Source organism: Paracoccus versutus, from assembly GCF_029909795.1.
GTDB classification, from domain to species: domain Bacteria; phylum Pseudomonadota; class Alphaproteobacteria; order Rhodobacterales; family Rhodobacteraceae; genus Paracoccus; species Paracoccus versutus.
Genome location: NZ_CP038196.1, coordinates 1,520,733 through 1,544,749, shown reverse-complemented (window position 1 = coordinate 1,544,749; position 24,017 = coordinate 1,520,733). Strand labels below are relative to the sequence as shown.

The following is a 24,017-nucleotide window of genomic DNA, read 5'->3' as shown; positions in this document are numbered from 1 at the left end:
AGGAGCAGATGAACAATTTCCTTTTCGGGATCTATCCCTATATCGCCATCACGGTGATGATCCTCGGCTCGATCATCCGCTATGACCAGGATCCGTTCAGCTGGAAATCCAAGTCCAGCCAGATCCTGCGGCGGCGGCAATTCGTCATCGGCTCGGTCCTGTTCCATGTCGGCGTGCTGGTGATCTTCTTCGGCCATCTGGGCGGGCTTCTGACGCCCATCGCGGTCTTTGACGCCTTCGGCATCAGCCATGGCGCCAAGCAGGTGCTGGCGATGACCGCCGGCGGCATCGCCGGGGTCATGGCGCTGGTGGGCGGCGGGATGCTGCTGCATCGCCGGCTGACCGACCCGCGGGTGCGCGCCCATACGACGCTGGCCGATACCGGCATCCTGGCCCTGCTGATCGCCCAGCTGGTGCTGGGGCTTGCGACCATCCTGGTCTCGATGCAGCATCTGGACGGGCACGAGATGACGCGGCTGATGTCCTGGGCGCAGGGCATCGTCTATTTCCGCTCGGGCGCGGCGGATCACCTCGTGGGCGTGCATTGGCTCTTCAAGCTGCATATCCTGCTGGGGCTGACCATTTTCCTGCTGTTCCCGTTCACCCGGCTGGTCCACATGATCTCGGCCCCCGTGCGCTACCTGTGGCGGCCGGGCTACCAGATCGTGCGGACCAAGCGTTACCCGGCCAAGCGCCACCCGGCGGAGTAAGCGGCGATGGAGATGAAACCGCTGCTACCGCCCGTCGTCGTGAACGGCGTGACCCTGGACCCCGGCCGCATCGCGGCCGAGGCGCAGAACCACCCCGCGCCCAAGGGCAAGCCCGGCCATGCCTGGCGCGCCGCCGCGCGGGCGCTGGCGGTGCGCGAGCTTCTGCTGCAGGAAGCCCGCGCCCAGGGCATCGCGGCCGAACCGGCCGAGCTTGCCCCCGGCCAATGGGAGACCGAGGACGAGGCCGCGATCCGCGCCCTGCTGGACCAGAAGATCCGGCCCGCGCCTGCCGACGAGGCGGCGCTGGCCGCGCATTACGCCGCCCATCCCGAACAGTTCCGCGCCCCCTCGCTTTTCGAGGCGGCGCATATCCTGTTCGCCACCGCCCCCGACGATGCCGAGGCCCGTGCCCAGGCGCGGGCCAGGGCCGAGGCGGTGCTGGCCCAGTTGCGCGCCCAGCCGCGCCGCTTTGCCGAACTGGCGGCCGAGTTGAGCGCCTGTTCCTCGAAGAATGCCGGCGGGGTTCTGGGGCAGCTGACCTCGGGCGATACCGTCCCCGAGTTCGAGGCCGTGCTGGCCACGATGGAGGAAGGCGCGCTGGCCCTGGCCGAAACCCGCTATGGCCTGCATGTCGTCCGCCTGGATGCGCGCGCGCAGGGCGCGGTGCTGCCGTTCCAGGCCGTGCTGCCGCAATTGCGCCAGGCGCATGACAAGGCGGCCTGGCTGCGCGCCAGCCGCGACTACCTGGACGGGCTGGTCGCCGGGGCCGAGATCTCGGGCGTTTCCTTCGACCAGGAAAGGCGGGCGTGATGCAACTGGCCTATGTCAGCCTGCCCGGCCGCGGCGCGAACGACCGCTTCCTTGCCGCCCTTGCCGGGGCGGCGCAGGCGGCGGGGCTGCGGCTGGCCGGGACGGTGCAGACCAACCCCGAGCGCGAGGGCCGCGTCAAATGCGACATGGACCTGCGCGTGCTGCCCGACGGCCCGGTGCTGCGCATCAGCGAGGATCGCGGCAACGGCGCCCGCGGCTGCCGGCTGGACGCCGGCGTGCTGGAGGCGGCGGTGCTGGGCGTCGCCGCCGCGCTGCCCGGCGCCGACTTGCTGCTGGTCAACAAGTTCGGCAAGCAGGAATCCGAGGGCCGCGGCTTTGCGCCCCTGATCGCCGAGGCACTGTCGCGCGGCATCCCGGTGCTGGCTGGTGTGAACGGGCTGAACCTGCCGGCGTTCCAGGCCTTTGCCGACGGGCTCGCCACGCCGCTTCCCGCCGATCAGGCGGCGGTCATGGGCTGGTGCCAGCGGGCCTGCCGGCTGCAACCCGCCTGACCTGCAAGGCCCCCAAGGCCCCCAAGGCTCATGCAACGAAAAAGGCCCGGTCGTCGCGACCGGGCCTTTCTTTTCGTGGTGCGCTTCAGGCTGTCCGCCTTGCGCCCGAGACCGGCTTTTTCGCCACGCGCGGCCGCGCCAGCACCGGCAGGTAGAGCAGGGCGAAGCCGCCGAAGGCCAGAACCCACAGCGTCCCCGACAGGTGCAGCAGCCAGACCTGCGCCGGCAGTACCCCGGCCAGCAGCCGCAGCACCACCGAGGCGGCGAGCGCCAGGTAAAGCGCCGTGGTGCCGCGCCCGGCATGCAGCGCCCGCCCGCTATGGCCCAGGCTCGCCCGGCTCATCACCGCCAGCGTCATCAGCCCTATGGCGCCGGCCAGCCAGACATGCCGCGCCGGTGCCGCCGCCATCAGGCCCAGGCCCGCCGCCGCCTCGGCCCAGAAGCCGAGCGCCAGGAAGCCATAGGCCAGGTGCAGCACCCAAAGCAGCGGCTCGGCCCCGGTCCGCGCCCCCTGCCAGCGCGCCAGCCGCCACAGATGCGCCGCGCCGCAGGCCAGCATCAGCCAGGGCATGGCCCGGCCGTCGGGCAGGGCGAAGCCCGCCAGCGTCACCCCGGTCAGCCCCAGCACCAGCCCGTCGCCGCGGTCGAAGGGCGCCGGCAGTTGCTGCACCCCCCGCGCTGCCAGCCAGTTGCGGGTAAAGCTGGGGATGATGCGCCCGCCGATCAGCGCGATCAGCATCAGGCCCGCGGCCAGGCCCAGCCGCATCCCCATGCCCTCGAAGGCCGCGTCGCCGCGGGCGGCCTCGACATGGAACAGCGCGTTGCCGGCGGCGAACAGCCCCAGCAGCGCCAGAACCGGCAGGTTGCGCCAGTTCCGGCCGTGCAGGATCTCGCGCGCCAGGAAGGCCAGCAGCATGAGCCCGCAGGCCAGATCGGCCAGCAGGACCACGCGCCAGTCGAGCAGCGCCGAGACCCCGACCGCGGCCCGGCCCAGAAGCCACAGCCCGACCAGCCCGGCCAGGGGCGCCCCCATCACCGGCAGCCGCCCGGTCCAGTTCGGCACCGCGGTCAGCAGGAAGCCGGCGATGACCCCGCCGAGATAGCCGTAAAGGAATTCATGGGCGTGCCAGCTGAACGGGTCGAAGGCCAGGGGCAGGATCTCGGCCCCCGCCAGCATGGCCACCCAGATCGCCATGGCCAGCGCCGCCCAGAGCGCCGAGATCAGGAAGAAGGCGCGGAAGCCGTGGCTCAGCAGCACCGGCCCGCGATAGTTGCGCATGCGTTCCGAGGTGGACATCGCGCGTCTCCGTCAAGATGGGGTCATGGGCAGGGGGCGGCGCCGGGGCGCGCCTCCAGGAACCCTTGGGCAAAGATGGCGCCGGGCTGGATGCGGCGCAAGCCGGCCAGGGCGTCCTGCGGCGAAAGCCCGCTTTCCAGCAGTTGGGCGTAAAGCCGGGCCACAGCGGCGAAATCGCCCGGCTGCGGCGAAAGCCGCAGCGCGGCGACGCCGGCATCGCGCAGGGCATCGGCCTGTCCCGCGACGCTCATATGCGTATAGCTCAGCGTCTGCACGCCGTTCACGGTCAGGAAGGGCTGGCCCTCCAGCGTCTCGACCGTGCGGCCGTCGGGATCCTCGGCGCAGACGAACTGGCAGCTGTCCTTGGCGCGGTCGTGCAGCCGCGCGTGATAGCAGCGCCCCGAGATCGCCAGCGGCGCCCGGCCATGGCCCCAGACCTCGACCGCGACGCCGGCGTCCTGCCCGGCGCGGGCCAGCTGCGCCACCGATTCCAGCGGCAGCTCGGGCGGCAGGCAGATGCGCTGCGCGCCTTTCGCGGCCAGCCATTCCAGCGTGCCCTCGTTATAGACGTTGACCGTCGGGCCGACCCAGAAGGGCGCGCCCTCGGGCAGGTGCTGGAGCGCGGTCAGGTCGGCGATCTCGACCGGCAGGCCCGAGGCGAACAGCTCGGCCGTCTGCCGCCGCTCGCGCTTGAGCGTGATCAGCGTCAGCGTGGAAAGCGCCACCTCCTTGCCTGCGGCCTGCAGCACCTCGACCGCGGCGGGGATCTCGTGCTGCCAGAAGGGCAGGCGCTTCGAGCAGACCCATTCGCCGATCACCACCCGCTGAACGGGGGTATCGGCCAGCGTCAGGTAAAAGGCGCGGACCTGCTCCGCGCTCCAGAAAAAGGCGATGGGGCCGACGGTCAGGTCCATGGTCATCTCCAGGTCTTGGCATAGGCGCCGGTGGTCGCGGCCTGGCCCTCGGTCAGCCGCGCAAGCAGTCCCTCGGGCATGGGCGCGCCCTGGTCGGCGGCCTCGACGGCGGCGCGGAAGGCGCGCACCACCTGCGCCACATAGGCGCGCGAGCGTTGCCGCCCCTCGATCTTCAATGCGCTGACCCCGGCCTTTTGCAGCGCCGGGATCAGCCGGGTCGCGTCCAGGCTGACCGGGTCTTCGAAGATATGGCCGGTCTGGCCGCCGCCCTTGCCGTCGGGCGAGCTGAAGCAGCCCTTGCACAGCGTCGGATAGGGCACCGGCATCCCCTTGGGCGTGCGGTGGATCAGGAAATCGCCCAGCCGCGCCTCGTGATTGCCGGCGACATCGGCGTAGGCGACGTGGCTGGCGGGCGAGCAGACGCCGTTCATGTTCGGCGACAGCCCGGTGGCATAGGAGGACAGCGAACAGCGCCCCTCGGCCATGACGCAGAGCCCGCCAAAGACGAAGACCTCGGTTTCCACCTCGATCTCGCGGTTGATGGCGGTGATCTCCTCGACCGACAGCACGCGGGGCAGGACGACCCGGCGGATGCCGAAGGTTTCGGCATAGAAGTTGATCGCGTCGGGATTGGCGGCGGCGGCCTGCACCGACAGGTGCAGCCGCAGGCCGGGATGAGCCTCGGCGGCATGCGCGATCAGGCCCAGGTCGGCCAGGATCACCGCATCCGCGCCCAGCCGGGCGGCGTCGCCGACGGCGCGGTGCCACAGCGCCTGGTCGCCGGCGCGCGGGAAGGTGTTGATCGCCACCAGCACATGCGCGCCGCGGGCATGGGCATAGGCGATGCCCTCGGCCAGTTCCTCGCGGCTGAAGTTCAGGCCGGGGAAGTTGCGGGCATTGGTTTCGTCGGCAAAGCCGCAATAGACCGTATGCGCCCCCGCATCGACCGCGGCGCGCAGGGCCGCCGGGGTTCCGGCCGGGCAGACCAGCTCCATCATGGCATCACCTCTTGTCGGGACAGAACCAGCCCGCTTCTGCGCGCGACCAGCGCCGAGCCGCGGCGCAGCCAGCGCCCCAGCGGCCGGCCGGTCAGCGCCGCCAGTTCCTCGGTCAGGTCCAGCTCGGCATCGTCCAGCGCATTGCGCAGCGCCAGAACCGCCGAGGTATCGCCGCCGATCTGCAACTCGCCGGAAAAGAACAGCGCATCCCCGTCCTCGGCGCCATGCAGCATGGCCAGGAACGCCGCCAGCCCGCCCCGGATCGCGGCGTCATGCTCGGGCTCGGGGGCATGGCGCGGATGGGCGGTCAGCCGCCGCGCCTGGGGCTGCATCAGCAGCAGGAACGGCCCGTCGCTGACATCGAGCAGGAAGCGCGCCTGGCCATAGGGACCAAGGCGCGCCAGGATCGCCGGGTTGTTCGCGGCGATCCGGCGCAGGAACGCCGTCAGCGCCAGGCCAAGGGCCGGGCGGGAAAGCGGCGGGGGCGGAAGCCGCATCAGCAGCGGCGGCAGGGTGGGGCGCTGGGTCATGTTCCGGGTCTAGGCCGACCAATCGGCGCTGTGATTGATATTCGTCAAATCAGCCGCGGAAATTCCCGCCTAGCCTTTCCGCCATGATCCGCCCGCCTTGCCGCGGGCCTGTCGGAGCCCTTGATGCGCAGCCTTCCTTCATTTCCCGACCTGCGGACCTTTCTGTCCTGGCTGGAGGCGCGGGGCGAGTTCGCGCGCATCGCCGAGCCGGTGTCGCTGCGCCACGAGATGACGGCGGTCGAGCTGGCCTGCCTGCGCCGCGGCGGGCCGGCGCTGCGCTTCGACCGGCCCGAGGGCGCGCGCATCCCCGTCATCGCCAATCTTTTCGGCACCAGGGCGCGGGTCGCGGCCGGGCTGGGCCTGCAGCCGGACGAGGTCGCGGGCTTTGGCGAATTCCTGGCCGCGCTGCGCAGCCCGGCCCCGGTCGAGGGCATGCGCGACGTCATGTCGCGCTGGCCCATGCTGCGCGCGGCGCTGGCGACGCGGCCGAAGCTCTTGCGCCACGGCCCGGCGCAAGAGGCCGAACTGCCCGGCCTCGATTCGCTGCCGGTGCAGACGCCCTGGCCCGAGGACGGCGGGCCGCTGATCACCTGGCCGGTGGTGCTGACCCGGCCGCAGGACAGCCGGGCCGAGGATCTGACCCGCTACAACCTGGGCGTCTATCGCGCGCAGGTGCTGGGCCCCGACCGGCTGATCCTGCGCTGGCTGGCGCATCGCGGCGGTGCGGCGCATCACCGCAGCTGGGCGCAGGCGGACGAGCCGATGCCGGTCGCCATCGCGCTTGGCGCCGATCCGGCGCTGCTGCTGGCCGCCGCGCTGCCGCTGCCCGAGACAGTGTCGGAACTGGGCTTTTCCGGCGTGCTGCGCGGCGCGCGGACCGAACTGGTTGCGGCGCAGACCGTGCCGCTGATGGTCCCCGCCCGCGCCGAAATCGTCGTCGAGGGCTGGGTGCATCCCGGCGAGACCGCACCCGAGGGCCCCTTCGGCGACCACACCGGCTATTACAACGCCGTCGAGCCCTTTCCGGTCATGCGCGTCAGCCGCATCACCTGCCGGGGCGATCCGCTTTACCTGTCGACCGTCACCGGCCGGCCGCCCGACGAGCCCTCGGTCATCGGAGAGGTGTTCAACGACCTGGCCCTGCCGGTGATCCGCGCCCAGATCCCCGAGATCACCGACCTGTGGCTGCCGCCCGCCGCCTGTTCCTATCGCATGGCGGTGGTGGCGATCGACAAGCGCTATCCCGGCCAGGCGCGGCGGGTGATGATGGCGCTGTGGGGGATGCTGCCGCAATTCAGCTATACCAAGCTGGTGGTGGTCGTGGACAGCGACATCGACGTGCGCAGCTGGGACGACATCGCCTGGGCGATCTCGACCCGGATGGACCCCGGCCGCGACGTGATGCTGCTGGACCGCACGCCGATGGACTACCTGGACTTCGCCTCGCCCGTCGAGGGGCTGGCGGGCAAGCTGGGGCTGGACGCCACCACCAAGATCGGCGCCGAGACCAGCCGCGAATGGGGCCGGGTCATGCGGCTTGACCCGGCGCACGAGGCGCGGGCCGAGGCGCTGCTGGCCGCGGTGCTGCCATGAGGGTGGTGCTGGGCGTCTCGGGTGCCTCGGGCGCGGTTCTGGCGCTGGATTGCGCCCGCGCGCTGGCCCGCGCCGGGGCGGAAATCGACCTGGTCGTCTCGGACATGGCGCGGCGCACGCTGGCCGAAGAGGTCGGGCCGGACGCGCTGACCGCCTTGCAGGCGCTGGCCGCGCGGGTGCATGCGCAGCGCGACCTGGGCGCGGCCATCGCCTCGGGGTCGTGCCCGGTCGCGGGCATGATCGTCGCGCCCTGTTCCATGCGCAGCCTCGCGGCCATCGCGCATGGCTTCGACGACGGGTTGCTGACCCGCGCCGCCGGGGTGCAGCTGAAGGAACGCCGGCCGCTGGTGCTGCTGGCGCGCGAGGCGCCGCTGACCCTGGCGCATCTGGAAAACATGCAGGCCGCGACCCGGATGGGCGCGGTGATCCTGCCGCCGGTGCCGGCCTTCTACCTGCGCCCGCAAAGCCTGGCCGAAGTCACCGCCCAGATCGCCGCCCGCGCGGTCGATCTGCTGCGCCTCGGCCCGCCCCGGGCCCAAGCCTGGGCCCCCTCTCGACCCGCCCCCCATGGAGGAGACCATCATGACTGACATCACCCTTGCCCCAGATACCCCCGTCGGCGACATCGCCGCCCGGCTGCCCGGCGCCGCCGAGGTGTTCCGCCGCGCCGGCATCAGCTTTTGCTGCGGTGCCAGTGCCGGCCTGGCCGAAGCCGCCGAAAAGGCCGGCATCGCCCTGCCGGCGCTGACCGCCGAATTGCAGGCGCTGATCGACAATGCCGGCCGCGACGCCCCGACCGAGACCTCGGCGCTGATCGACCATATCCTGAGCCGCTATCACGACACCCACCGCGAGGAGCTGGGCTGGCTGATCGGCCTGGCCGACCGGGTCGAGATGGTGCATGGCGACCATGACGAGGCCCCCCTGGGCCTGACCGAGGCGCTGATCGCGCTGCGCGACGACCTGGAATCGCACATGGCCAAGGAGGAAACCGTGCTGTTCCCCGCCATCCTGCAAGGCGGCGGCGCCATGCTGGCCGGGCCGATTCGCATCATGCGGGCCGAGCATGAGGATACTGCCGAGCTGCTGCGCCGGATCGAGCATGTGACCCATGGCCTGACCCTGCCGGCCGGCGCCTGCGGTTCGTGGACGGCGCTTTACACCGGCTTGCGCAAGCTGTGCGACGACGTGATCGCCCATATCCATCTGGAAGAGGAAGTCCTGTTCCCGCGCGTCCTTGCGTCGTGACCGGGCGCGGGGCTTTCGGCTGGCCGGATGCCCCGCCTGCGTGTTCAGCGCGCCCCGGCGTTGCGGGCCGGGACGTCGAAGCGCGCGCGTTTCAGGATCGTGCCCTCGGCGTCGACGGTCAGGCGCAGCGCCTGGTTCCGGAAGAAAAAGGTCAGGCGATGGCGCCCGGCATCCTCGCCCTCGCCGGTTTCGCAGCGGGTGGTGATGCGATTGGCGCGCATCAGTTCGGGCACCTGGCCCGGCTCGACGCCGAAGGCCGCGGCCAGTTCCTGCGCCTCGACGATAAAACCCTGTTCGGTCAAGTCGATCCTGGTCATGCCATTGCCCTCCGGGGTGCCGTCCTGTCCGGCATATGGGGATGCGCCGGGCGTTTGGCCATGGCGGGGGGCGGATAAGACACGACTTTCATCAAGAAAGGCGCGGGCGAGTGTCTCGCGCCGCGCTTGTTTCCCCCTTGGGCGGTGGCCGCCGGCCCCGGTCAGTTGACCTGGGCCAGTTCGGCATCCATGCGCTCGCGCGCCTTCTTGGGCATCTTGGCGGTCTTGGCGGCGTCGAGGTTATCGGGCGCCTCGCCCACCTGCACCAGCCCGACCATGCCCATGCCGAAATGCGGCGTGCATTTCACGCCATAGAGCCCCGGTTCGGTCACGGTCAGCGTATAGGATTCGTTGATCTTGCTTTTGAAGGTTTCCACGCCTTCGGGCAGGATTTCCTTAATCGCTTCGACGTTGTGGCTCTTGTCGGTGGGGACGAAGTTGATGACGTCGCCGGGCTCGGCGCGGACAAAGGCCGGCTCGAACACCATGGCGCCCGATTCGCCCTTGTTGAGCATATGCACCTCGTGGGTCGCAGCGAACGCGGGGGCGGCAAGGGCCAGCAGCGCGGCGGCAGCAGCGGCGAGGGAATTGTGGAACATCGTGTTCTCCTTGGTGGTCCGGGCGGCAAACCCGCCCGTCGTGTCTTGTTCTAGGGCCGTTGCGCGACGCATGGCTTGAGATAAGTCAAAGGCAGAGGGAAAAACTCGGATTTCCGTCATGACAGAATGTCGCAGGGCGGCGTCCCTGTCCGCGGCCGGCCCCCTGTGACCTCGCGTCATTGTATTTGGCTTGACCTAGATCAACGCTTGCGATCGGGCAAAGGCATAGACCGGCGACATGTGCCGCCGCGCGAACCATAACCGGGCCCAGCGCCTTTTCGCCTTTGCCGCGATTCTCCTTCTTCTCGTTGCGGGATGGGCGGGGACGGGTGCGGCGATGCCCGCCCATCTGGCCGCGGCGGCGTCGGGCCCCTTGCAAGAGGTCGTCATCTGCGCCGAGGGCCATGCCCGCACCGTCTGGCTGGACGCCCAAGGCAACGAACATCCCGCGCCGCAGGAATGCCGCGACTGCCCGGTCTGCCACCCGCCGCTGCTGGCCTCGGGGGGCGACTCCGTCCTGCCGGTCCGGACGATGCCCTGGGTGCGGCCGGCCGTGGCGCCGGGCGCGGCGCAGGTGCGCGGTGCGGTTCGTCCGGTGCTGGTGCTGACGCGCGGCCCCCCGTCTTTCCCCTCTGCCTGGACCCATGCGGTCCCGTCGCCTGCGGGCGACAGCCTCTGGTCTGATGCGGGCAATCCGCGCCAGCCGATGCGCCGGGTCCAGGCAATTGCCATGGATGCCCGAGCATGAAGATCCTCCGCCTTGTCCTGACGATCGCATCGCTGTTGCTGCCGGCCCTGCCGGCCGCCGCCGAAAGCGTGCTGGCGCAGCTGCTGCCGGAACAGAACGCGGGCGAGCTGGTGCCCGGCGCCGACGGTTTCGGGCCGATCCGCGCCGACCTGGCCGTGGCGCCGGTGCTGAAGGGGGGCGAGACCGTCGCCCATGCCTTCGTCACCTCGGATTTCGTCGGCACCACCGGCTATTCCGGCAAGCCCATCCATACGCTCGTCGCGCTGGACAAGGACGCGAAGGTGGCTGGCGTCCGGCTGGTCAAGCATTCCGAACCCATCGTGCTGATCGGCATCCCCGAGGCCAAGGTCAAGGCGCTGGTCGAGGGCTACCGGGGCCTCGACCTCGTGGCCGAGGCGCAATCGGGCGGCACGGCGCATGAGGTCGAGATCATCTCGGGCGCCACGGTCACGGTGATGGTGATCGACGATTCCATCGTGCGCTCGGGGCTGAAGGTCGCGCGCGCGCTCGGCCTTGGCGGGCTGGCCGCCGAAACCGTGGCCGCCGGCCCGAAATTCGAGATCGACCCCGACGCGGCCCCCTCGGCCGACTGGCACGAGATGGAGGGCGACGGCACCCTGCGCCGGCTGTCGCTGGACGTGGGCCAAGTGAACGCGGCCTTCGCCGCCAATCCCGACCGCCGCGCCGCCGAGCGCGCGCTGTCCGAGGCGCCGGACACCACCTTCATCGAGATGCAGGCCGGGCTGGTCTCGGTCCCGGCCGTCGGCAAGGCGCTGCTGGGCGATGCGCAGGCCGCGAACCTGCAGGCCTGGCTGGCGCCGGGCGACCAGGCCATCGCGGTCATGGGCCGCGGGCTCTACAGCTTCAAGGGCTCGGGCTATGTCCGCGGCGGCATCTTCGACCGCATCGTGCTGATCCAGGACGACGTCTCGGTGCGCTTCCGCGACCGCGACCATCGCCGGCTGAACGCCGTCGCCGCCGATGGCGCGCCGGATTTCACCGAGATGGACCTGTTCAAGATCCCCGCCGCCTCGGGCTTCGACCCGACCAAGCCCTTCCGCATCCAGCTGCTGGTGCATCGCGAGGTCGGGCCGATCGAGAAGGTCTTCCACACCTTCGACCTGGGCTATCAGCTGCCGCAGAAATACCTGCGCAGCGTTGCCGCCCCCGCACCCGCGCCCGAGGCGGCGGCACCCGTGGCCCAGTCCGACGAAAGCCAGGCCCAGGCGCAGCTGTGGAAGCGGATCTGGCTGGATTCCAAGCCCAAGATCGCCGGGCTTGCCGCCATGCTGCTGGTGCTGACGGGGGCATTCTTCTTCCAGAGCTTCGCGACCCGGAACGAGCGCGCCTTCTACATCTTCCGCATGGGCTTTCTGACCGTGACGCTGGTCTTCCTGGGCTGGTATGCCAATGCGCAGCTTTCGGTCGTGAACCTGATGGCGCTGTTCGGCAGCCTGGTGAACGGCTTTAGCTGGCAGGCCTTCCTGCTGGACCCGCTGACCTTCATCCTGTGGTTCGCGGTCGCCGCCGCGCTGCTGTTCTGGGGCCGGGGCGCCTATTGCGGCTGGCTTTGCCCCTTCGGCGCGCTGCAAGAGCTGACCAACCAGATCGCGCGCAAGCTGCGCATCCCGCAATGGACGCTGCCCTGGGGTCTGCACGAGCGGCTGTGGCCGGTCAAATACATGATCTTCCTGGGCCTTTTCGGCGTCTCGCTGATGAGCGTCGAGCAGGCCGAGCATCTGGCCGAGGTCGAGCCCTTCAAGACCGCGATCATCCTGAAATTCATCCGCGCCTGGCCCTTCGTGGCCTATGCCGCGGCGCTGCTGATCGCCGGGCTCTTCGTCGAGCGCTTCTATTGCCGCTACCTGTGCCCGCTTGGCGCGGCGCTGGCGATCCCGGCGCGGATGCGCATGTTCGACTGGCTCAAGCGCTATCACGAATGCGGCAATCCCTGCCAGATCTGCGCCCAGCAATGCCCGGTGCAGTCGATCCACCCGACGGGCGAGATCAATCCCAACGAATGCATCAACTGCATGCATTGCCAGGTGCTTTACCAGTCCAAGACCACCTGCCCGGTGGTGATCCGCAAGTTGAAACGGCGCGAGGCCGTGGCCGCCGGCAGCACGCCCAAGCTGGGCCAGCCCCCGGCCGGCCATCCCAACGCCACCCGCAAGATCGAAGCTTGAACACACGAAAAGGAGTTCGACCATGGAAACCAAACAGCAAAACGGCCTGAGCCGCCGCGCGCTTCTGGGCGCGACCGCCGGCGGTGCGGCCATGGCCGGCGCGTTCGGGGGGCGCCTGGCGCTGGGACCGGCCGTGATCGGTGCGGGCGCCGCGGGCGTCGCCACCGCCGCCGGCAGCGGCGCGGCGCTGGCCGCCAGCGGCGACGGCGCGGTCGCGCCGGGCCAGCTGGACGACTATTACGGCTTCTGGTCCTCGGGCCAGACCGGCGAGCTGCGCATCCTGGGCGTTCCCTCGATGCGCGAGCTGATGCGGGTGCCGGTCTTCAACCGCTGCTCGGCCACCGGCTGGGGCATCACCAACGAGTCGATCCTCATCCACGAACGCACCATGACCGAGCGGACCAGGAAGCACCTTGCCGCCAACGGCAAGCGCATCCACGACAACGGCGACCTGCACCACGTCCACATGTCCTTTACCGAGGGCAAGTATGACGGCCGCTTCCTGTTCATGAACGACAAGGCCAATACCCGCGTGGCGCGGGTGCGCTGCGACGTGATGAAATGCGACGCCATCCTGGAGGTGCCGAACGCCAAGGCCATCCACGGCCTGCGCCCGCAGAAATGGCCGCGCAGCAACTATGTGTTCTGCAACGGCGAGGACGAGGCGCCGCTGATCAACGACGGCACCACGATGGACGACATCTCGACCTATGTGAACGTCTTCACCGCCGTCGATGCCGACAAGTGGGAAGTCGCCTGGCAGGTGCTGGTCTCGGGCAACCTCGACAACTGCGATGCCGATTACGAGGGCAAATGGGCCTTCTCGACCTCGTATAACTCGGAGATGGGCATGACCCTGCCCGAGATGACCGAAGCCGAGATGGACCATGTCGTGGTCTTCAACATCGCCGAGATCGAAAAGGCCATCGAGGCCGGCAATTTTGAAGAGATCAACGGCTGCAAGGTGCTGGACGGCCGGAAAGAGGCGAACAGCCAGTTCACCCGCTACATCCCGATCGCCAACAACCCGCATGGCTGCAACATGGCTCCGGACAAGAAGCACCTGGTCGTCGCGGGCAAGCTGTCGCCCACGGTGACGGTGCTGGACGTGACCAGGTTCGACGCGGTGTTCAACGAGAATGCCGATCCGCGCAGCGCCGTGGTGGCCGAGCCGGAACTGGGCCTGGGCCCGCTGCACACCGCCTTCGACGGGCGCGGCAACGCCTATACCTCGCTGTTTCTCGACAGCCAGGTGGTCAAGTGGAACATCGAGGAGGCGATCCGCGCCTATGCCGGCGAGCAGGTCGATCCGATCAAGGACAAGATCGACGTGCATTACCAGCCCGGCCACCTCAAGACGGTGATGGGCGAGACGCTGGACGCCAGCAACGACTGGATGGTCTGCCTGTCCAAGTTCTCGAAGGACCGCTTCCTGAACGTCGGGCCGCTGAAGCCGGAAAACGACCAGCTGATCGACATCTCGGGCGACAAGATGGTGCTGGTCCATGACGGCCCGACCTTTGCCGAGCCGCATGACGCCATCGCCGTGCATCCCTCGATCATGTCGAGCGTCATCAAGTCGGTCTGGGACCGCAACGATCCCATGTGGGCCGAAACCCGCAAGCAGGCCGAGGCCGACGGCGTCAACATCGACGAATGGACCGACCAGATCATCCGCGACGGCAACAAGGTGCGGGTCTACATGTCCAGCGTCGCGCCCAGCTTCTCGGTCGAAAGCTTCACCGTCACCGAGGGCGACGAGGTCACGGTCATCGTCACCAACCTTGACGAGATCGACGACCTGACCCACGGTTTCACCATGGGCAACCACGGTGTCGCCATGGAGATCTCGCCCCAGCAGACCTCGTCGGTGACTTTCGTCGCTGCCAATCCGGGGGTGTACTGGTATTATTGCCAGTGGTTCTGCCATGCGCTGCACATGGAAATGCGCGGCCGCATGATGGTCGAGCCGAAGGCGGCCTGATCCCATGCGCAGCCTGCTGACCCTTGCCCTTGCCCTGCTGCTTGCCTGTCCCGCGCTTGCGGCCGAGCATGTCGTGGCGCCGGGCCAGGGCAGCCTTGCCCAAGCCATCGCCGGGGCCGCCCCCGGCGATGTGCTGCGACTGCAGGACGGGGTCCATGCCGGCCCCGTCGCCATCGACCGGCCCCTGACCGTCACCGGCAGCCGTGCCGCGGTGGTGGACGGGCAGGGACGGGGCACGGTCGTCACCATCGCCGCGCCCGACGTCACCTTGCAGGGCTTTTCCGTCACCGGCTCGGGCATGGCGAACAAGGATCTGGACGCCGGGGTCAAGATCCTCAAGGGCGCCGACCGGGCGCAGGTGCGGCAGTTGCGGCTGACCGGGAACATGCACGGCATTGACGTGCATGGCGGCCGCGACGCCCAGGTCGTCGGCAACGAGATCATCGGCACCCGCGACCCACGCATGAACGAGCGCGGCAACGGCATCTATGTCTGGAACAGCCCCGGCACGCTGGTGCAGGGCAATTCCGTCCGCTACGGCCGCGACGGCATCTTCTCGAACGCCAGCGGCGACAGCGCCTATCGCGACAATCTGTTTCGCGACCTGCGCTTTGCCGTGCATTTCATGTATACCCGCAACACCGAGGTGTCGGGCAATGTCAGCATCGGCAACCACCTGGGCTTCGCCATCATGTTCTCGGACCGGGCGGTGATCCGCGACAACCGCAGCCTGGGCGACCGCGAGCATGGGCTGATGCTGAACTATGCCAACAATGCCGACGTGACCGGCAACCTGATCCGCGGCGGCACCAAGAAATGCCTGTTCATCTATAACGCCCACAAGAACCTGATCTGGGACAACCGCTTCCAGGATTGCGGCATCGGCATCCACTTCACCGCCGGGTCCGAGCGCAACGTGCTGACCGCAAACGCCTTTGTCGGCAATCGCGAGCAGGTGAAATACGTGGGCACCCGCCATATCGAATGGAGCCACGAGGGGCGCGGCAATTTCTGGTCCGACCATCCGGGCTTCGACCTGAACGGCGACGGCATCGCCGACGGCGTCTATCGCCCCAACGACCTGATGGACCATATCCTGTGGTCGCAGCCCGCCGCCGCGCTTCTGACCGGCGCCCCCGCCGTGCAGCTGATCCGCTGGAGCCAGCAGAGCTTTCCCGCCACCCTGCCGGGCGGCGTGCAGGACAGCGCGCCCCTGATGCGACCCCTGACCATCCCCGTCCCGCCCGAGATCGCGGCCTACGAGGCCGAGGTCGCGGGGCGTTGGGCAAAAGGAACCTACGATGACATCGACCCTGACGATCTCACGTCTCACTAAGCGCTTCCAGACCGTCGAGGCGCTGGCCGAGGTCTCGCTGGACCTGGGGCCGGGGATGCGCGTCGCGCTTTTGGGCCATAACGGCGCGGGCAAGTCTACGATGATGAAGATCATCCTGGGCCTGATCCCCTTTGACGCGGGCGAGGTCCGGGTCTGCGGCGCCGCGCCCGGCTCGGCCCAGGCGCGGATGCAGGTGGCCTATCTGCCGGAAAACGCCGCCTTCCACCCGGCCCTGACCGGAGAGGAGCAGATCCGCCACTACCTGTCCCTGCGCGGCGAAAGCCCGCGCCGGGCCATGGAACTGCTGGAGCGGGTGGGGCTGGCCAAGGCCGCGCGCCGCCGCATCGGCACCTATTCCAAGGGCATGCGCCAGCGCGTCGGCCTGGCCCAGACGCTGATCGGGCGGCCGCGGCTTCTGGTTCTGGACGAGCCGACCTCGGGGCTCGACCCGGTGTCGCGGCGCGACTTCTATGCGCTGCTCGATGGGCTGGCGGCCGAGGGGGCGGCGATCCTCTTGTCCTCGCATGTGCTGACCGAGGTCGAGGCCCGCACCGACCGCATCCTGATCCTGTCGCAGGGCCGGCTGGTGGCCGAGGGCACGCTGGCCGAGTTGCGCCGCCGCGCCGCCCTGCCGGTGGGGCTGACCGTGGTCCCGGCGCCCGGCGCGGCCGAGGCGCTGGCCGCCGCGCTGCCGCAGGCGCGGCTGGCGGGGGACGGCACGCTGCACCTGGCCTGCGCGCAGGACGAAAAGCTGGGCCTGCTGGCGCGCATCGCCGGGCTTGGCGGCCAGGTCGCGGACCTGGACGTGATCCCGCCCAGCCTCGAGGACATCTACAGCTATTTCAGCCGGAGGGACGGGCAATGATCCGCCGCATCCTTTCCACCGCGGCGCTGGAGTTCCGCATCGCGCGGCGCAACCGCTGGGTCGCCATCGCCACCGCGCTGATGGTGGTCTTTGCGCTGGTGCTGGCGGCGGCGGGTGCCGCGCCCACCGGCGACATCGGCGCCGACCGGCTGTCGGTCGTCGTCGCCTCGCTGACCTCGCTTGCCGTCTACCTGGTGCCGCTGCTGGCGCTGCTGATGAGCTTCGATGCCGTCGCCGGCGAGGTCGAGCGCGGCACCTTGCCCTTGCTGCTGACCTATCCCGTGGCGCGGGCCGAGGTGCTGGCCGGCAAGCTGGTCGCGCATATGGCGATTCTGGCGCTGGCGGTGGGCGCGGGCTACGGCGCGGCGGCCCTGGCGGCGGTCTGGAGCGATCCGGCCTCGACCGCGGGGCTTCCGGCGCTGTGGCGGCTGATGTGGAGCTCGACCCTGCTGGGCGCGACCTTCCTGGGCGCCGGCTATGCGCTGTCCAGCATCGCGCGCCGGCCCTCGGGCGCGGCCGGGCTGGCGGTCGGGCTGTGGCTGGGGCTGGTGGTGCTTTACGACCTGGCCCTGCTGGCGCTGATCGTCGCCGATGGCGGCGGCGGCTTCACCACCGAGGTGCTGCCGGTCGCGCTGCTTGCGAACCCGGCCGACGCCTTCCGCCTGTTCAACCTCTCGGCCGCCCAGGCCACCGCCGCCGCTGCCGGCGTCGGCGGGGCCGCCGCGACCATCCCGCTTTGGCAATCGGCGCTGTCGGTCCTGGCCTGGCCGCTGGCCGCGCTTGGCCTTGCCATTGCCGCATTCCGAAAGGTCACGCCATGAGACATGCGCTGCTGCTGGTGCTGCTGCTGGGCCTTGCCGCCTGCCGCGAGGAGGTCGCACAGGACACCACGCCGGTCGAGATGAACGCCCAGACGCTGGGCCATTTCTGCCAGATGAACCTGCTGGAGCATCCCGGCCCCAAGGCGCAGGTGCATCTGGAGGGGATGCCGGGCACGCCGCTGTTCTTCAGCCAGGTCCGCGACGCCATCGCCTATGCCAGGATGCCCGAGCAAAGCCACCCGATCCTGGCCATCCAGGTGAACGACATGGGCGCGCCCGGCGCGACCTGGGAAGAGCCGGGGCAGGGCAACTGGATCGAGGCGAAGGACGCCTTCTTCGTCATGGGCTCGGTCCAGGTCGGCGGCATGGGCGCGCCCGAGGCGGTGCCCTTTTCCAGCCGCGAGGCCGCCGATGCCTTCGTCGCCGCGCAGGGCGGGCAGGTGATGCGGCTGGACGCGATCCCCGACGAGATGGTGCTGGCGCCCGAGGAGACCGTGCCCGACGGCAGCACGGAAGCCGATTTCATCAACCGCCTGCGCGCGCTGAGCCAACCCAAGGAGCCCGCGACATGAGCCTGTCCCGCCGTCGCTTTCTGACCATCACCGCCGCCGTGGCGCTTGCGCCCGCGGCCCCGCGTGCCCAGCCCGGCCGGCATTGGGTCGGGCAGGCGCTTGGCGCCCGCGCCTCGATCCGCATCGACCACCCCGAGGCCGAGGCGATCACCGCCCGCTGCCTGGCCGAGATCGACCGGCTGGAAGGCATCCTCAGCCTCTATCGCCCCGACAGCGCCCTGTCGCGGCTGAACCGCGAAGCCGCGCTGGAGGCGCCGCCCTTCGAACTGCTGGAATGCCTGTCGCTGGCCGGCACGGTGCATCGCGCCAGCGGCGGGCTGTTCGACCCGACCGTGCAGCCGCTCTGGTCGCTCTGGGCCGAGGCCGCCTTGGCCGGCCGCCGCCCCACCGCGGACGAGCGTCGCGCGGCGCTGGCGCGCACCGGCTGGGAGCGGGTGCGGCTGGACGCGGCGCGCATCACGCTGGAGCCGGGGATGGCCCTGACGCTGAACGGCATCGGCCAGGGCTATGTCGCCGACCGCGTTGCCGCGCTGCTCGAGGCCGAGGGGCTGGGCGACATCCTGATCGACACCGGCGAATTGCGCGCCCTGGGCAGCCGGCCCGACGGCACCGGCTGGCCGGTGCGGCTGGCCGAGGGCGGCGCGGTGGGCCTGCGCGGCCGGGCGCTGGCGACATCGGCGCCGCTGGGCACGAGCTTCGATCAGGCGGGGCGCGACGGCCATATCCTCGACCCGCGCAGCGGCGCGCCGGCGCGTCCGGCCTGGCGCGCGGTCAGCATCTCGGCCCCCGGCGCGGGCTTGGCCGATGCGCTGTCCACCGCCGCCTGCCTGGCCGGCGACCGGCAGGCGATCCTGGCGCTGCTGGCCCGTTTCGACGGCGCCCGGCTTGAAGCGGCGCCGCGCGGGGCATAGCGGTTCCGCCATCGGACCCGGTGGCCGCCGCGCCAGGGCCGCGCGGCGGGTTTTGCATGTCCGGCGGCGGCCGCGACGCGGCGTCATCCTGACGGGGTTGTGAAAAATTTACAAAAACCCGCAGGCGCGCGTCAATTTATTTACAAAATTCTCTTTTTAAAAAAATGGTTTACTGGAAAAGCAAACTCATATTAACATGAGCGCAACCGGTGTTCCGGCGCCCGTTTGCGGCACCTTGAGGAGGGTGCGGGCGTCCCGGATCTACCCTGTCGCGAGTAGAGGAGGCGCGTCATGTCCGTTGAAAATGTTGCGAAACATCCCATTCCGCCCGGCTTCGAGGATGCCCTGGTCCAGCCGGCCGATTACGCCCGCATGTATGCCGAATCGATCTCGGACCCCGACGGGTTCTGGGGGCGCGAGGGCAAGCGGCTGGACTGGATCCAGTCCTATACCAAGGTGAAGAACACCGATTTCACCATGGGCCAGGTCTCGGTCAAATGGTTCGAGGACGGCATCCTGAACGCCTCGGTCAACTGCGTCGACCGCCACCTGCCCAAGCGCGCGAACCAGACCGCGATCATCTTCGAGCCGGACGACCCCAGCCAGCCGGCGCGCCACATCACCTATGCCGAACTGTCGGAAAAGGTGAACCGCTTTGCCAACGTCCTGCTGAGCCAGGGGGTGATGCGCGGCGACCGGGTGGTGATCTACATGCCGATGATCCCCGAGGCGGCCTATGCCATGCTGGCCTGCGCGCGGATCGGCGCCATCCATTCCATCGTCTTCGCCGGCTTCTCGCCCGACGCGCTGGCCAACCGCATCAACGATTCGGGTGCCAAGCTGGTCATCACCGCCGACACCGCGCCGCGCGGCGGCCGGCGCACGGCGCTGAAGTCGAACGCCGACGCGGCGCTTCTGCATTGCTCGGACCGGGTGCGCTGCCTGGTGGTCAAGCATACCGGCGACCAGACCAGCTGGATCGAGGGCCGCGACGTCGATGTCCTCAAGCTGATGGACGAGGTCAGCCCCGACTGCCCGCCGCGGCCGATGAATGCCGAGGATCCGCTGTTCATCCTCTATACCTCGGGTTCGACCGGCAAGCCCAAGGGCGTGGTCCATACCACCGGCGGCTACCTGCTGTTCGCCGCGATGTCGCATCAATACGTCTTCGACTACAAGGACGGCGACGTGTTCTGGTGCACGGCCGACGTGGGCTGGGTGACGGGGCACAGCTATATCGTCTACGGCCCGCTGGCCAACGGCGCCACCACGCTGATGTTCGAGGGCGTGCCGACCTGGCCCGATGCCGGCCGCTTCTGGGCCGTCTGCGACAAGCACCAGGTCAACCAGTTCTATACCGCGCCGACCGCCATCCGCTCGCTGATGGGGCAGGGGCCGGAATGGGTCGAGAAATACGACCTCTCCAGCCTGCGCGTGCTGGGCACGGTGGGCGAGCCGATCAACCCCGAGGCCTGGGTCTGGTATGACAAGCATGTCGGCAAGGGCCGCTGCCCGATCGTCGATACCTGGTGGCAGACCGAGACCGGCGGGCACATGATCACCTCGCTGCCCGGCGCCATCGAGGCCAAGCCGGGCTCGGCCACGCTGCCCTTCTTCGGCGTCAAGCCGGTGGTTCTGGACGCGCAGAGCGGCGTGCCGCAGGACGGCCATGGCGAAGAGATCGACGGCGTGCTGTGCATTGCCGACAGCTGGCCGGGGCAGATGCGCACCGTCTGGGGCGACCACCAGCGCTTCATGGAGACCTATTTCCAGCAATATCCGGGCTATTACTTCACCGGCGACGGCTGCCGGCGGGACAAGGACGGCTATTACTGGATCACCGGCCGGGTCGACGACGTCATCAACGTCTCGGGGCACCGCATGGGCACGGCCGAGGTGGAATCGGCCCTGGTCGCGCATGAGAAGGTGGCCGAGGCCGCGGTCGTGGGCTATCCGCACCCGCTGAAGGGGCAGGGCATCTATGCCTATGTCACGCTGATGAACGGGGTCGAGCCCAGCGACGAGCTGCGCGCCGAGCTGGAGAAATGGGTCCGCACCGAGATCGGCCCCATCGCCAAGCCCGACCTGATCCAATGGGCGCCGGGCCTGCCCAAGACGCGCTCGGGCAAGATCATGCGCCGCATCCTGCGCAAGATCGCCGAGGACGATTTCGGCGCGCTCGGCGACATCTCGACGCTGGCCGACCCCGGCGTCGTCGACGAACTGATCGAGAACCGGATGAACCGGCACTGACAGCCGCAGCGGGCCGGCGGCGGATCGCCGGCCCGGCATGGTGCAAGACGGACCGCCATGGGCGATGCGCGCCCATGGACCGGCCGCGGCATGGCCGGAGGAGCCTGCCGCCCGCCGAAAAGCCTTCCAGAAGAAGATCGTCTCGCCGGCATGGCGCCGGCGCGGCTGAAAAGACAGCATATCGTGGCAGTGGAGGAGCACGACCCCGATGCAAGACAACCTGGCCGAACGGATCGCCGCAGATCCGAACTATCAATTACTGAAAGCGAAACGATCCCGCTATGGCTGGATCCTGACGATCGCGATGCTCGTGGTCTATTACGGCTATATCCTGCTGATCGCCTTCGACAAGGAACTGCTCGCCTCGCGGATCGGCGACGGCGTCATGACCTGGGGCATCCCCCTGGGCTTCGGCGTGATCGTCTTTACCATCATCATCACCGGCGTCTACGTGCGCCGCGCGAACAGCGAGTTCGACGAGCTGAGCGAGAAGGTTCGCCGGGAGGCGCTGAAATGACCCACAAGATCCTGCGCAACGGCCTGATGGCCGCGGCCCTGGCCATGCCGGGCGCCGCCATGGCCGCCGACGTGATCCAGGGCGCCGAGAAACAGGCGACGAACTGGACCGCGATCACCATGTTCGCCGCCTTCGTGCTGGCGACGCTCTACATCACCAAATGGGCGGCGTCGCGGACCAAGTCGGCGGCGGATTTCTATACCGCGGGCGGCGGCATCACCGGCTTCCAGAACGGGCTTGCCATCGCCGGGGACTACATGTCGGCCGCCTCGTTCCTGGGGATCTCGGCCGCGGTGATGATCTCGGGCTATGACGGGCTGATCTATTCGATCGGCTTCCTGGTCGGCTGGCCGATCCTGACCTTCCTGATGGCAGAGCGGCTGCGCAACCTGGGTCGCTTCACCTTTGCCGACGTGGCGGCCTTCCGCTTTGCCCAGACCCCGGTGCGCATCTTTGCCGCCTCGGGCACGCTGGTCGTGGTGGCCTTCTACCTGATCGCGCAGATGGTGGGCGCGGGCTCGCTGATCCAGCTGCTGTTCGGCCTGGACTACTGGATCGCGGTGGTGATCGTCGGCGCGCTGATGATGATCTACGTGCTGTTCGGCGGCATGACCGCGACGACCTGGGTGCAGATCATCAAGGCCTGCCTGCTTCTGGGCGGCGCGACCTTCATGTCCTTCATGGTCATGTGGCACTATGGCTTCAGCCCCGAGGCGATGTTCGCCGATGCGGTCCGCGTCAAGGCCGATCTGGCCACCGCCGGCGGCAAGACCGCCGAGGAAGCCGCCGTCGCCGGCCAGTCGATCATGGGTCCGGGCACCTTCATCAAGGATCCGATCTCGGCCATCAGCTTCGGCATGGCGCTGATGTTCGGCACCGCCGGCCTGCCGCATATCCTGATGCGCTTCTTCACCGTGCCGAGCGCCAAGGAAGCGCGCAAGTCGGTGATGTGGGCGACCGGCTGGATCGGCTATTTCTACCTCCTGACCTTCATCATCGGCTTCGGCGCCATCACCTTCGTGCTGACCAACCCGGAATTCCTGGACGGCTCCGGCGCTCTGGTCGGCGGCAGCAACATGGCTGCGGTGCATCTGGCCAAGGCGGTGGGCGGCAACGTCTTCCTGGGCTTCATCTCGGCCGTGGCCTTTGCCACCATCCTGGCGGTGGTCGCCGGCCTGACGCTCTCGGGCGCCTCGGCGGTCAGCCACGACCTCTATGCGACCGTGATCAAGAACGGCAACCCCGCGCCGGGCAGCGAGCTGCGCGTGTCGCGCATCACCACGGTGGCCCTGGGCCTGGTGGCCGTGGTGCTGGGCATCGCCTTCAAGAACCAGAACATCGCCTTCATGGTGTCGCTGGCCTTCGCGGTGGCTGCCTCGGCCAACTTCCCGGTGCTGTTCATGTCGGTGCTGTGGAAGGATTGCACGACCAAGGGCGCCGTGGTCGGCGGCTTCCTGGGGCTGATCTCCTCGGTGGTGCTGACGGTGCTGTCGCCCTCGGTCTGGGAAGCCACGCTGGGCAACCCCGCCGGCTCGGCGCCCTTCCCCTATACCTCGCCGGCGCTGTTCTCGATGACCCTGGCCTTCCTGGGCATCTGGCTGGTGTCCAAGATGGACAACGGCACGCGGGCGCGCATCGACCGGGCCGGCTTCCTGGCCCAGCAGGTGCGCTCGGAAACCGGGATCGGCGCGGCGGAAGCCTCGTCGCACTGAAAACGCAGGCCCGCCCCCTTGGGGGCGGGCCATCGCCGTCCCGGAACCGACCCGCCTGGCCCGGCTTCGGTGTCCGATCCTTCGGAGGGGGTGATGGCCCATATCCTGATCGTCGAGGACGAGGACAATATCGCCGCCGCGCTGGAGTTCCTGCTGGCGCGGGCCGGCCACAGCTACAGGCGGATCGCCGGCGGCACCGCCGCGCTGGACGAGATCCGCACCAACCGCCCCGACCTGGTGCTGCTGGACATCATGCTGCCCGACATCTCGGGCTACCAGATCGTCGAGGCGCTGCGCGCCGACCCCGGCCTGCGTGACGTGCGGGTACTGCTGATGACCGCCCGCGGCTCGGTGGTGGAACGCCGCAAGGGGCTGGCGCTTGGCGCCGACGGCTTCATCGCCAAACCCTTCGAGCTGTCGGAACTGCGGGCCGAGATCGCCCGGCTTCTGGACCGCGCCGGCTGACCGCCGACGCCGGCCCCCGCGCCGGATCGTCGCAGCGGGCCGGCCTTTCCCGCGGTGCTTGCGGCGGGACGCCGCTTTTCCCTTGCCTCCCGCCGGCATATCGGGATCCTCGGGGGCGC

The 24,017-nt window shown here is 69.3% G+C and carries 24 protein-coding genes; 18 read left to right on the top strand and 6 right to left on the bottom strand.

The window, feature by feature from the left end; genetic code table 11:
- Window positions 1-8: 8 nt before the first annotated feature.
- The 3 genes from narI to E3U25_RS07735 are packed head-to-tail and all read left to right on the top strand — an operon-like array spanning window position 9 to window position 2,032.
- Window positions 9-710, top strand: coding sequence for a respiratory nitrate reductase subunit gamma (gene narI, locus E3U25_RS07745; RefSeq protein WP_116220724.1), 702 nt, complete (start codon window positions 9-11; stop codon window positions 708-710).
- A 12-nt stretch (window positions 711-722) separates the two neighbouring features.
- On the top strand, window positions 723-1,520 hold the full coding sequence (locus E3U25_RS07740) for a peptidylprolyl isomerase (protein ID WP_244294882.1): 798 nt from the start codon (window positions 723-725) through the stop codon (window positions 1,518-1,520).
- Entirely contained in the window at window positions 1,520-2,032 is a 513-nt protein-coding gene (locus E3U25_RS07735; protein WP_116220726.1) for a DUF2478 domain-containing protein, read from the top strand. Before E3U25_RS07740 ends, E3U25_RS07735 begins: the two co-directional genes overlap by 1 nt.
- A gap of 85 nt (window positions 2,033-2,117) precedes the next feature.
- Here E3U25_RS07735 and E3U25_RS07730 read toward each other — a convergent pair whose 3' ends face one another.
- The 4 genes from E3U25_RS07730 to ubiT are packed head-to-tail and all read right to left on the bottom strand — an operon-like array spanning window position 2,118 to window position 5,771.
- On the bottom strand, window positions 2,118-3,329 hold the full coding sequence (locus E3U25_RS07730) for an NnrS family protein (protein WP_116220727.1): 1,212 nt from the start codon (window positions 3,327-3,329) through the stop codon (window positions 2,118-2,120).
- Window positions 3,330-3,352: 23 nt separating this feature from the next.
- Window positions 3,353-4,243, bottom strand: a complete 891-nt coding sequence (gene ubiV / locus E3U25_RS07725; protein ID WP_116220728.1) for a ubiquinone anaerobic biosynthesis protein UbiV — start codon at window positions 4,241-4,243, stop codon at window positions 3,353-3,355.
- Between the two features lie 2 nt (window positions 4,244-4,245).
- Entirely contained in the window at window positions 4,246-5,238 is a 993-nt protein-coding gene (gene ubiU, locus E3U25_RS07720; protein WP_036756575.1) for a ubiquinone anaerobic biosynthesis protein UbiU, read from the bottom strand.
- Window positions 5,238-5,771, bottom strand: a complete 534-nt coding sequence (ubiT, locus tag E3U25_RS07715; RefSeq protein ID WP_116220729.1) for a ubiquinone anaerobic biosynthesis accessory factor UbiT — start codon at window positions 5,769-5,771, stop codon at window positions 5,238-5,240. The genes ubiU and ubiT overlap by 1 nt, the downstream gene beginning before the upstream one ends.
- A 123-nt stretch (window positions 5,772-5,894) precedes the next feature.
- Here ubiT and E3U25_RS07710 point away from each other — a divergent pair, with 123 nt between their 5' ends.
- From E3U25_RS07710 to ric, 3 genes are read left to right on the top strand one after another with little or no spacing between them, the layout of a single operon-like run.
- The gene (locus tag E3U25_RS07710; RefSeq protein ID WP_116220730.1) at window positions 5,895-7,364 is read left to right on the top strand and encodes a UbiD family decarboxylase; all 1,470 of its coding nucleotides are present in this window, start codon (window positions 5,895-5,897) and stop codon (window positions 7,362-7,364) included.
- Complete coding sequence (locus E3U25_RS07705) at window positions 7,361-7,954, top strand: UbiX family flavin prenyltransferase (protein ID WP_116220731.1); 594 nt, start codon at window positions 7,361-7,363, stop codon at window positions 7,952-7,954. The genes E3U25_RS07710 and E3U25_RS07705 overlap by 4 nt, the downstream gene beginning before the upstream one ends.
- A complete protein-coding gene (gene ric / locus E3U25_RS07700; protein WP_114536112.1) occupies window positions 7,947-8,612 on the top strand; it encodes an iron-sulfur cluster repair di-iron protein in 666 nt (221 codons plus the stop codon). Before E3U25_RS07705 ends, ric begins: the two co-directional genes overlap by 8 nt.
- A 44-nt stretch (window positions 8,613-8,656) precedes the next feature.
- Here the strand turns inward: ric and E3U25_RS07695 are convergent, their stop codons facing one another.
- Window positions 8,657-8,929, bottom strand: a complete 273-nt coding sequence (locus E3U25_RS07695) for a DUF6522 family protein (protein WP_036756589.1) — start codon at window positions 8,927-8,929, stop codon at window positions 8,657-8,659.
- Between the two features lie 161 nt (window positions 8,930-9,090).
- On the bottom strand, window positions 9,091-9,528 hold the full coding sequence (locus E3U25_RS07690; protein WP_036756592.1) for a pseudoazurin: 438 nt from the start codon (window positions 9,526-9,528) through the stop codon (window positions 9,091-9,093).
- A 337-nt stretch (window positions 9,529-9,865) separates the two neighbouring features.
- On the opposite strand from E3U25_RS07690, the gene E3U25_RS07685 reads away from it, so the two are divergent.
- The 12 genes from E3U25_RS07685 (at window position 9,866) to E3U25_RS07630 (ending at window position 23,898) form a co-directional block, all read left to right on the top strand.
- On the top strand, window positions 9,866-10,276 hold the full coding sequence (locus tag E3U25_RS07685; RefSeq protein ID WP_116220732.1) for a hypothetical protein: 411 nt from the start codon (window positions 9,866-9,868) through the stop codon (window positions 10,274-10,276).
- Window positions 10,273-12,462 (top strand): NosR/NirI family protein, encoded by a 2,190-nt coding sequence (locus E3U25_RS07680; RefSeq protein WP_116220733.1) that lies wholly within the window; start codon window positions 10,273-10,275, stop codon window positions 12,460-12,462. The genes E3U25_RS07685 and E3U25_RS07680 overlap by 4 nt, the downstream gene beginning before the upstream one ends.
- 22 nt (window positions 12,463-12,484) lie before the next feature.
- Window positions 12,485-14,446, top strand: coding sequence for a TAT-dependent nitrous-oxide reductase (gene nosZ, locus E3U25_RS07675; protein WP_116220734.1), 1,962 nt, complete (start codon window positions 12,485-12,487; stop codon window positions 14,444-14,446).
- A 4-nt stretch (window positions 14,447-14,450) separates the two neighbouring features.
- Complete coding sequence (locus tag E3U25_RS07670; RefSeq protein WP_116220735.1) at window positions 14,451-15,782, top strand: nitrous oxide reductase family maturation protein NosD; 1,332 nt, start codon at window positions 14,451-14,453, stop codon at window positions 15,780-15,782.
- Window positions 15,748-16,647, top strand: a complete 900-nt coding sequence (locus E3U25_RS07665) for an ABC transporter ATP-binding protein (protein WP_116220736.1) — start codon at window positions 15,748-15,750, stop codon at window positions 16,645-16,647. Before E3U25_RS07670 ends, E3U25_RS07665 begins: the two co-directional genes overlap by 35 nt.
- Window positions 16,644-17,468 (top strand): ABC transporter permease, encoded by an 825-nt coding sequence (locus E3U25_RS07660; RefSeq protein WP_116220737.1) that lies wholly within the window; start codon window positions 16,644-16,646, stop codon window positions 17,466-17,468. Before E3U25_RS07665 ends, E3U25_RS07660 begins: the two co-directional genes overlap by 4 nt.
- Complete coding sequence (locus tag E3U25_RS07655) at window positions 17,465-18,040, top strand: nitrous oxide reductase accessory protein NosL (protein ID WP_116220738.1); 576 nt, start codon at window positions 17,465-17,467, stop codon at window positions 18,038-18,040. The genes E3U25_RS07660 and E3U25_RS07655 overlap by 4 nt, the downstream gene beginning before the upstream one ends.
- On the top strand, window positions 18,037-18,951 hold the full coding sequence (locus tag E3U25_RS07650) for an FAD:protein FMN transferase (protein WP_116220739.1): 915 nt from the start codon (window positions 18,037-18,039) through the stop codon (window positions 18,949-18,951). Before E3U25_RS07655 ends, E3U25_RS07650 begins: the two co-directional genes overlap by 4 nt.
- A gap of 291 nt (window positions 18,952-19,242) precedes the next feature.
- Window positions 19,243-21,204: an acetate--CoA ligase gene (acs, locus tag E3U25_RS07645; protein WP_116220740.1), complete on the top strand. Its 1,962-nt coding sequence runs from the start codon at window positions 19,243-19,245 to the stop codon at window positions 21,202-21,204.
- Between the two features lie 208 nt (window positions 21,205-21,412).
- Entirely contained in the window at window positions 21,413-21,721 is a 309-nt protein-coding gene (locus E3U25_RS07640) for a DUF485 domain-containing protein (RefSeq protein WP_036757705.1), read from the top strand.
- Window positions 21,718-23,433 carry a cation acetate symporter gene (locus E3U25_RS07635; protein ID WP_036757707.1) on the top strand — a complete coding sequence of 572 codons (1,716 nt, stop codon included), beginning with the start codon at window positions 21,718-21,720 and terminating at the stop codon, window positions 23,431-23,433. The genes E3U25_RS07640 and E3U25_RS07635 overlap by 4 nt, the downstream gene beginning before the upstream one ends.
- Window positions 23,434-23,526: 93 nt before the next feature.
- Window positions 23,527-23,898, top strand: coding sequence for a response regulator transcription factor (locus E3U25_RS07630; protein WP_116220741.1), 372 nt, complete (start codon window positions 23,527-23,529; stop codon window positions 23,896-23,898).
- The last annotated feature ends 119 nt before the right edge of the window (window positions 23,899-24,017 follow it).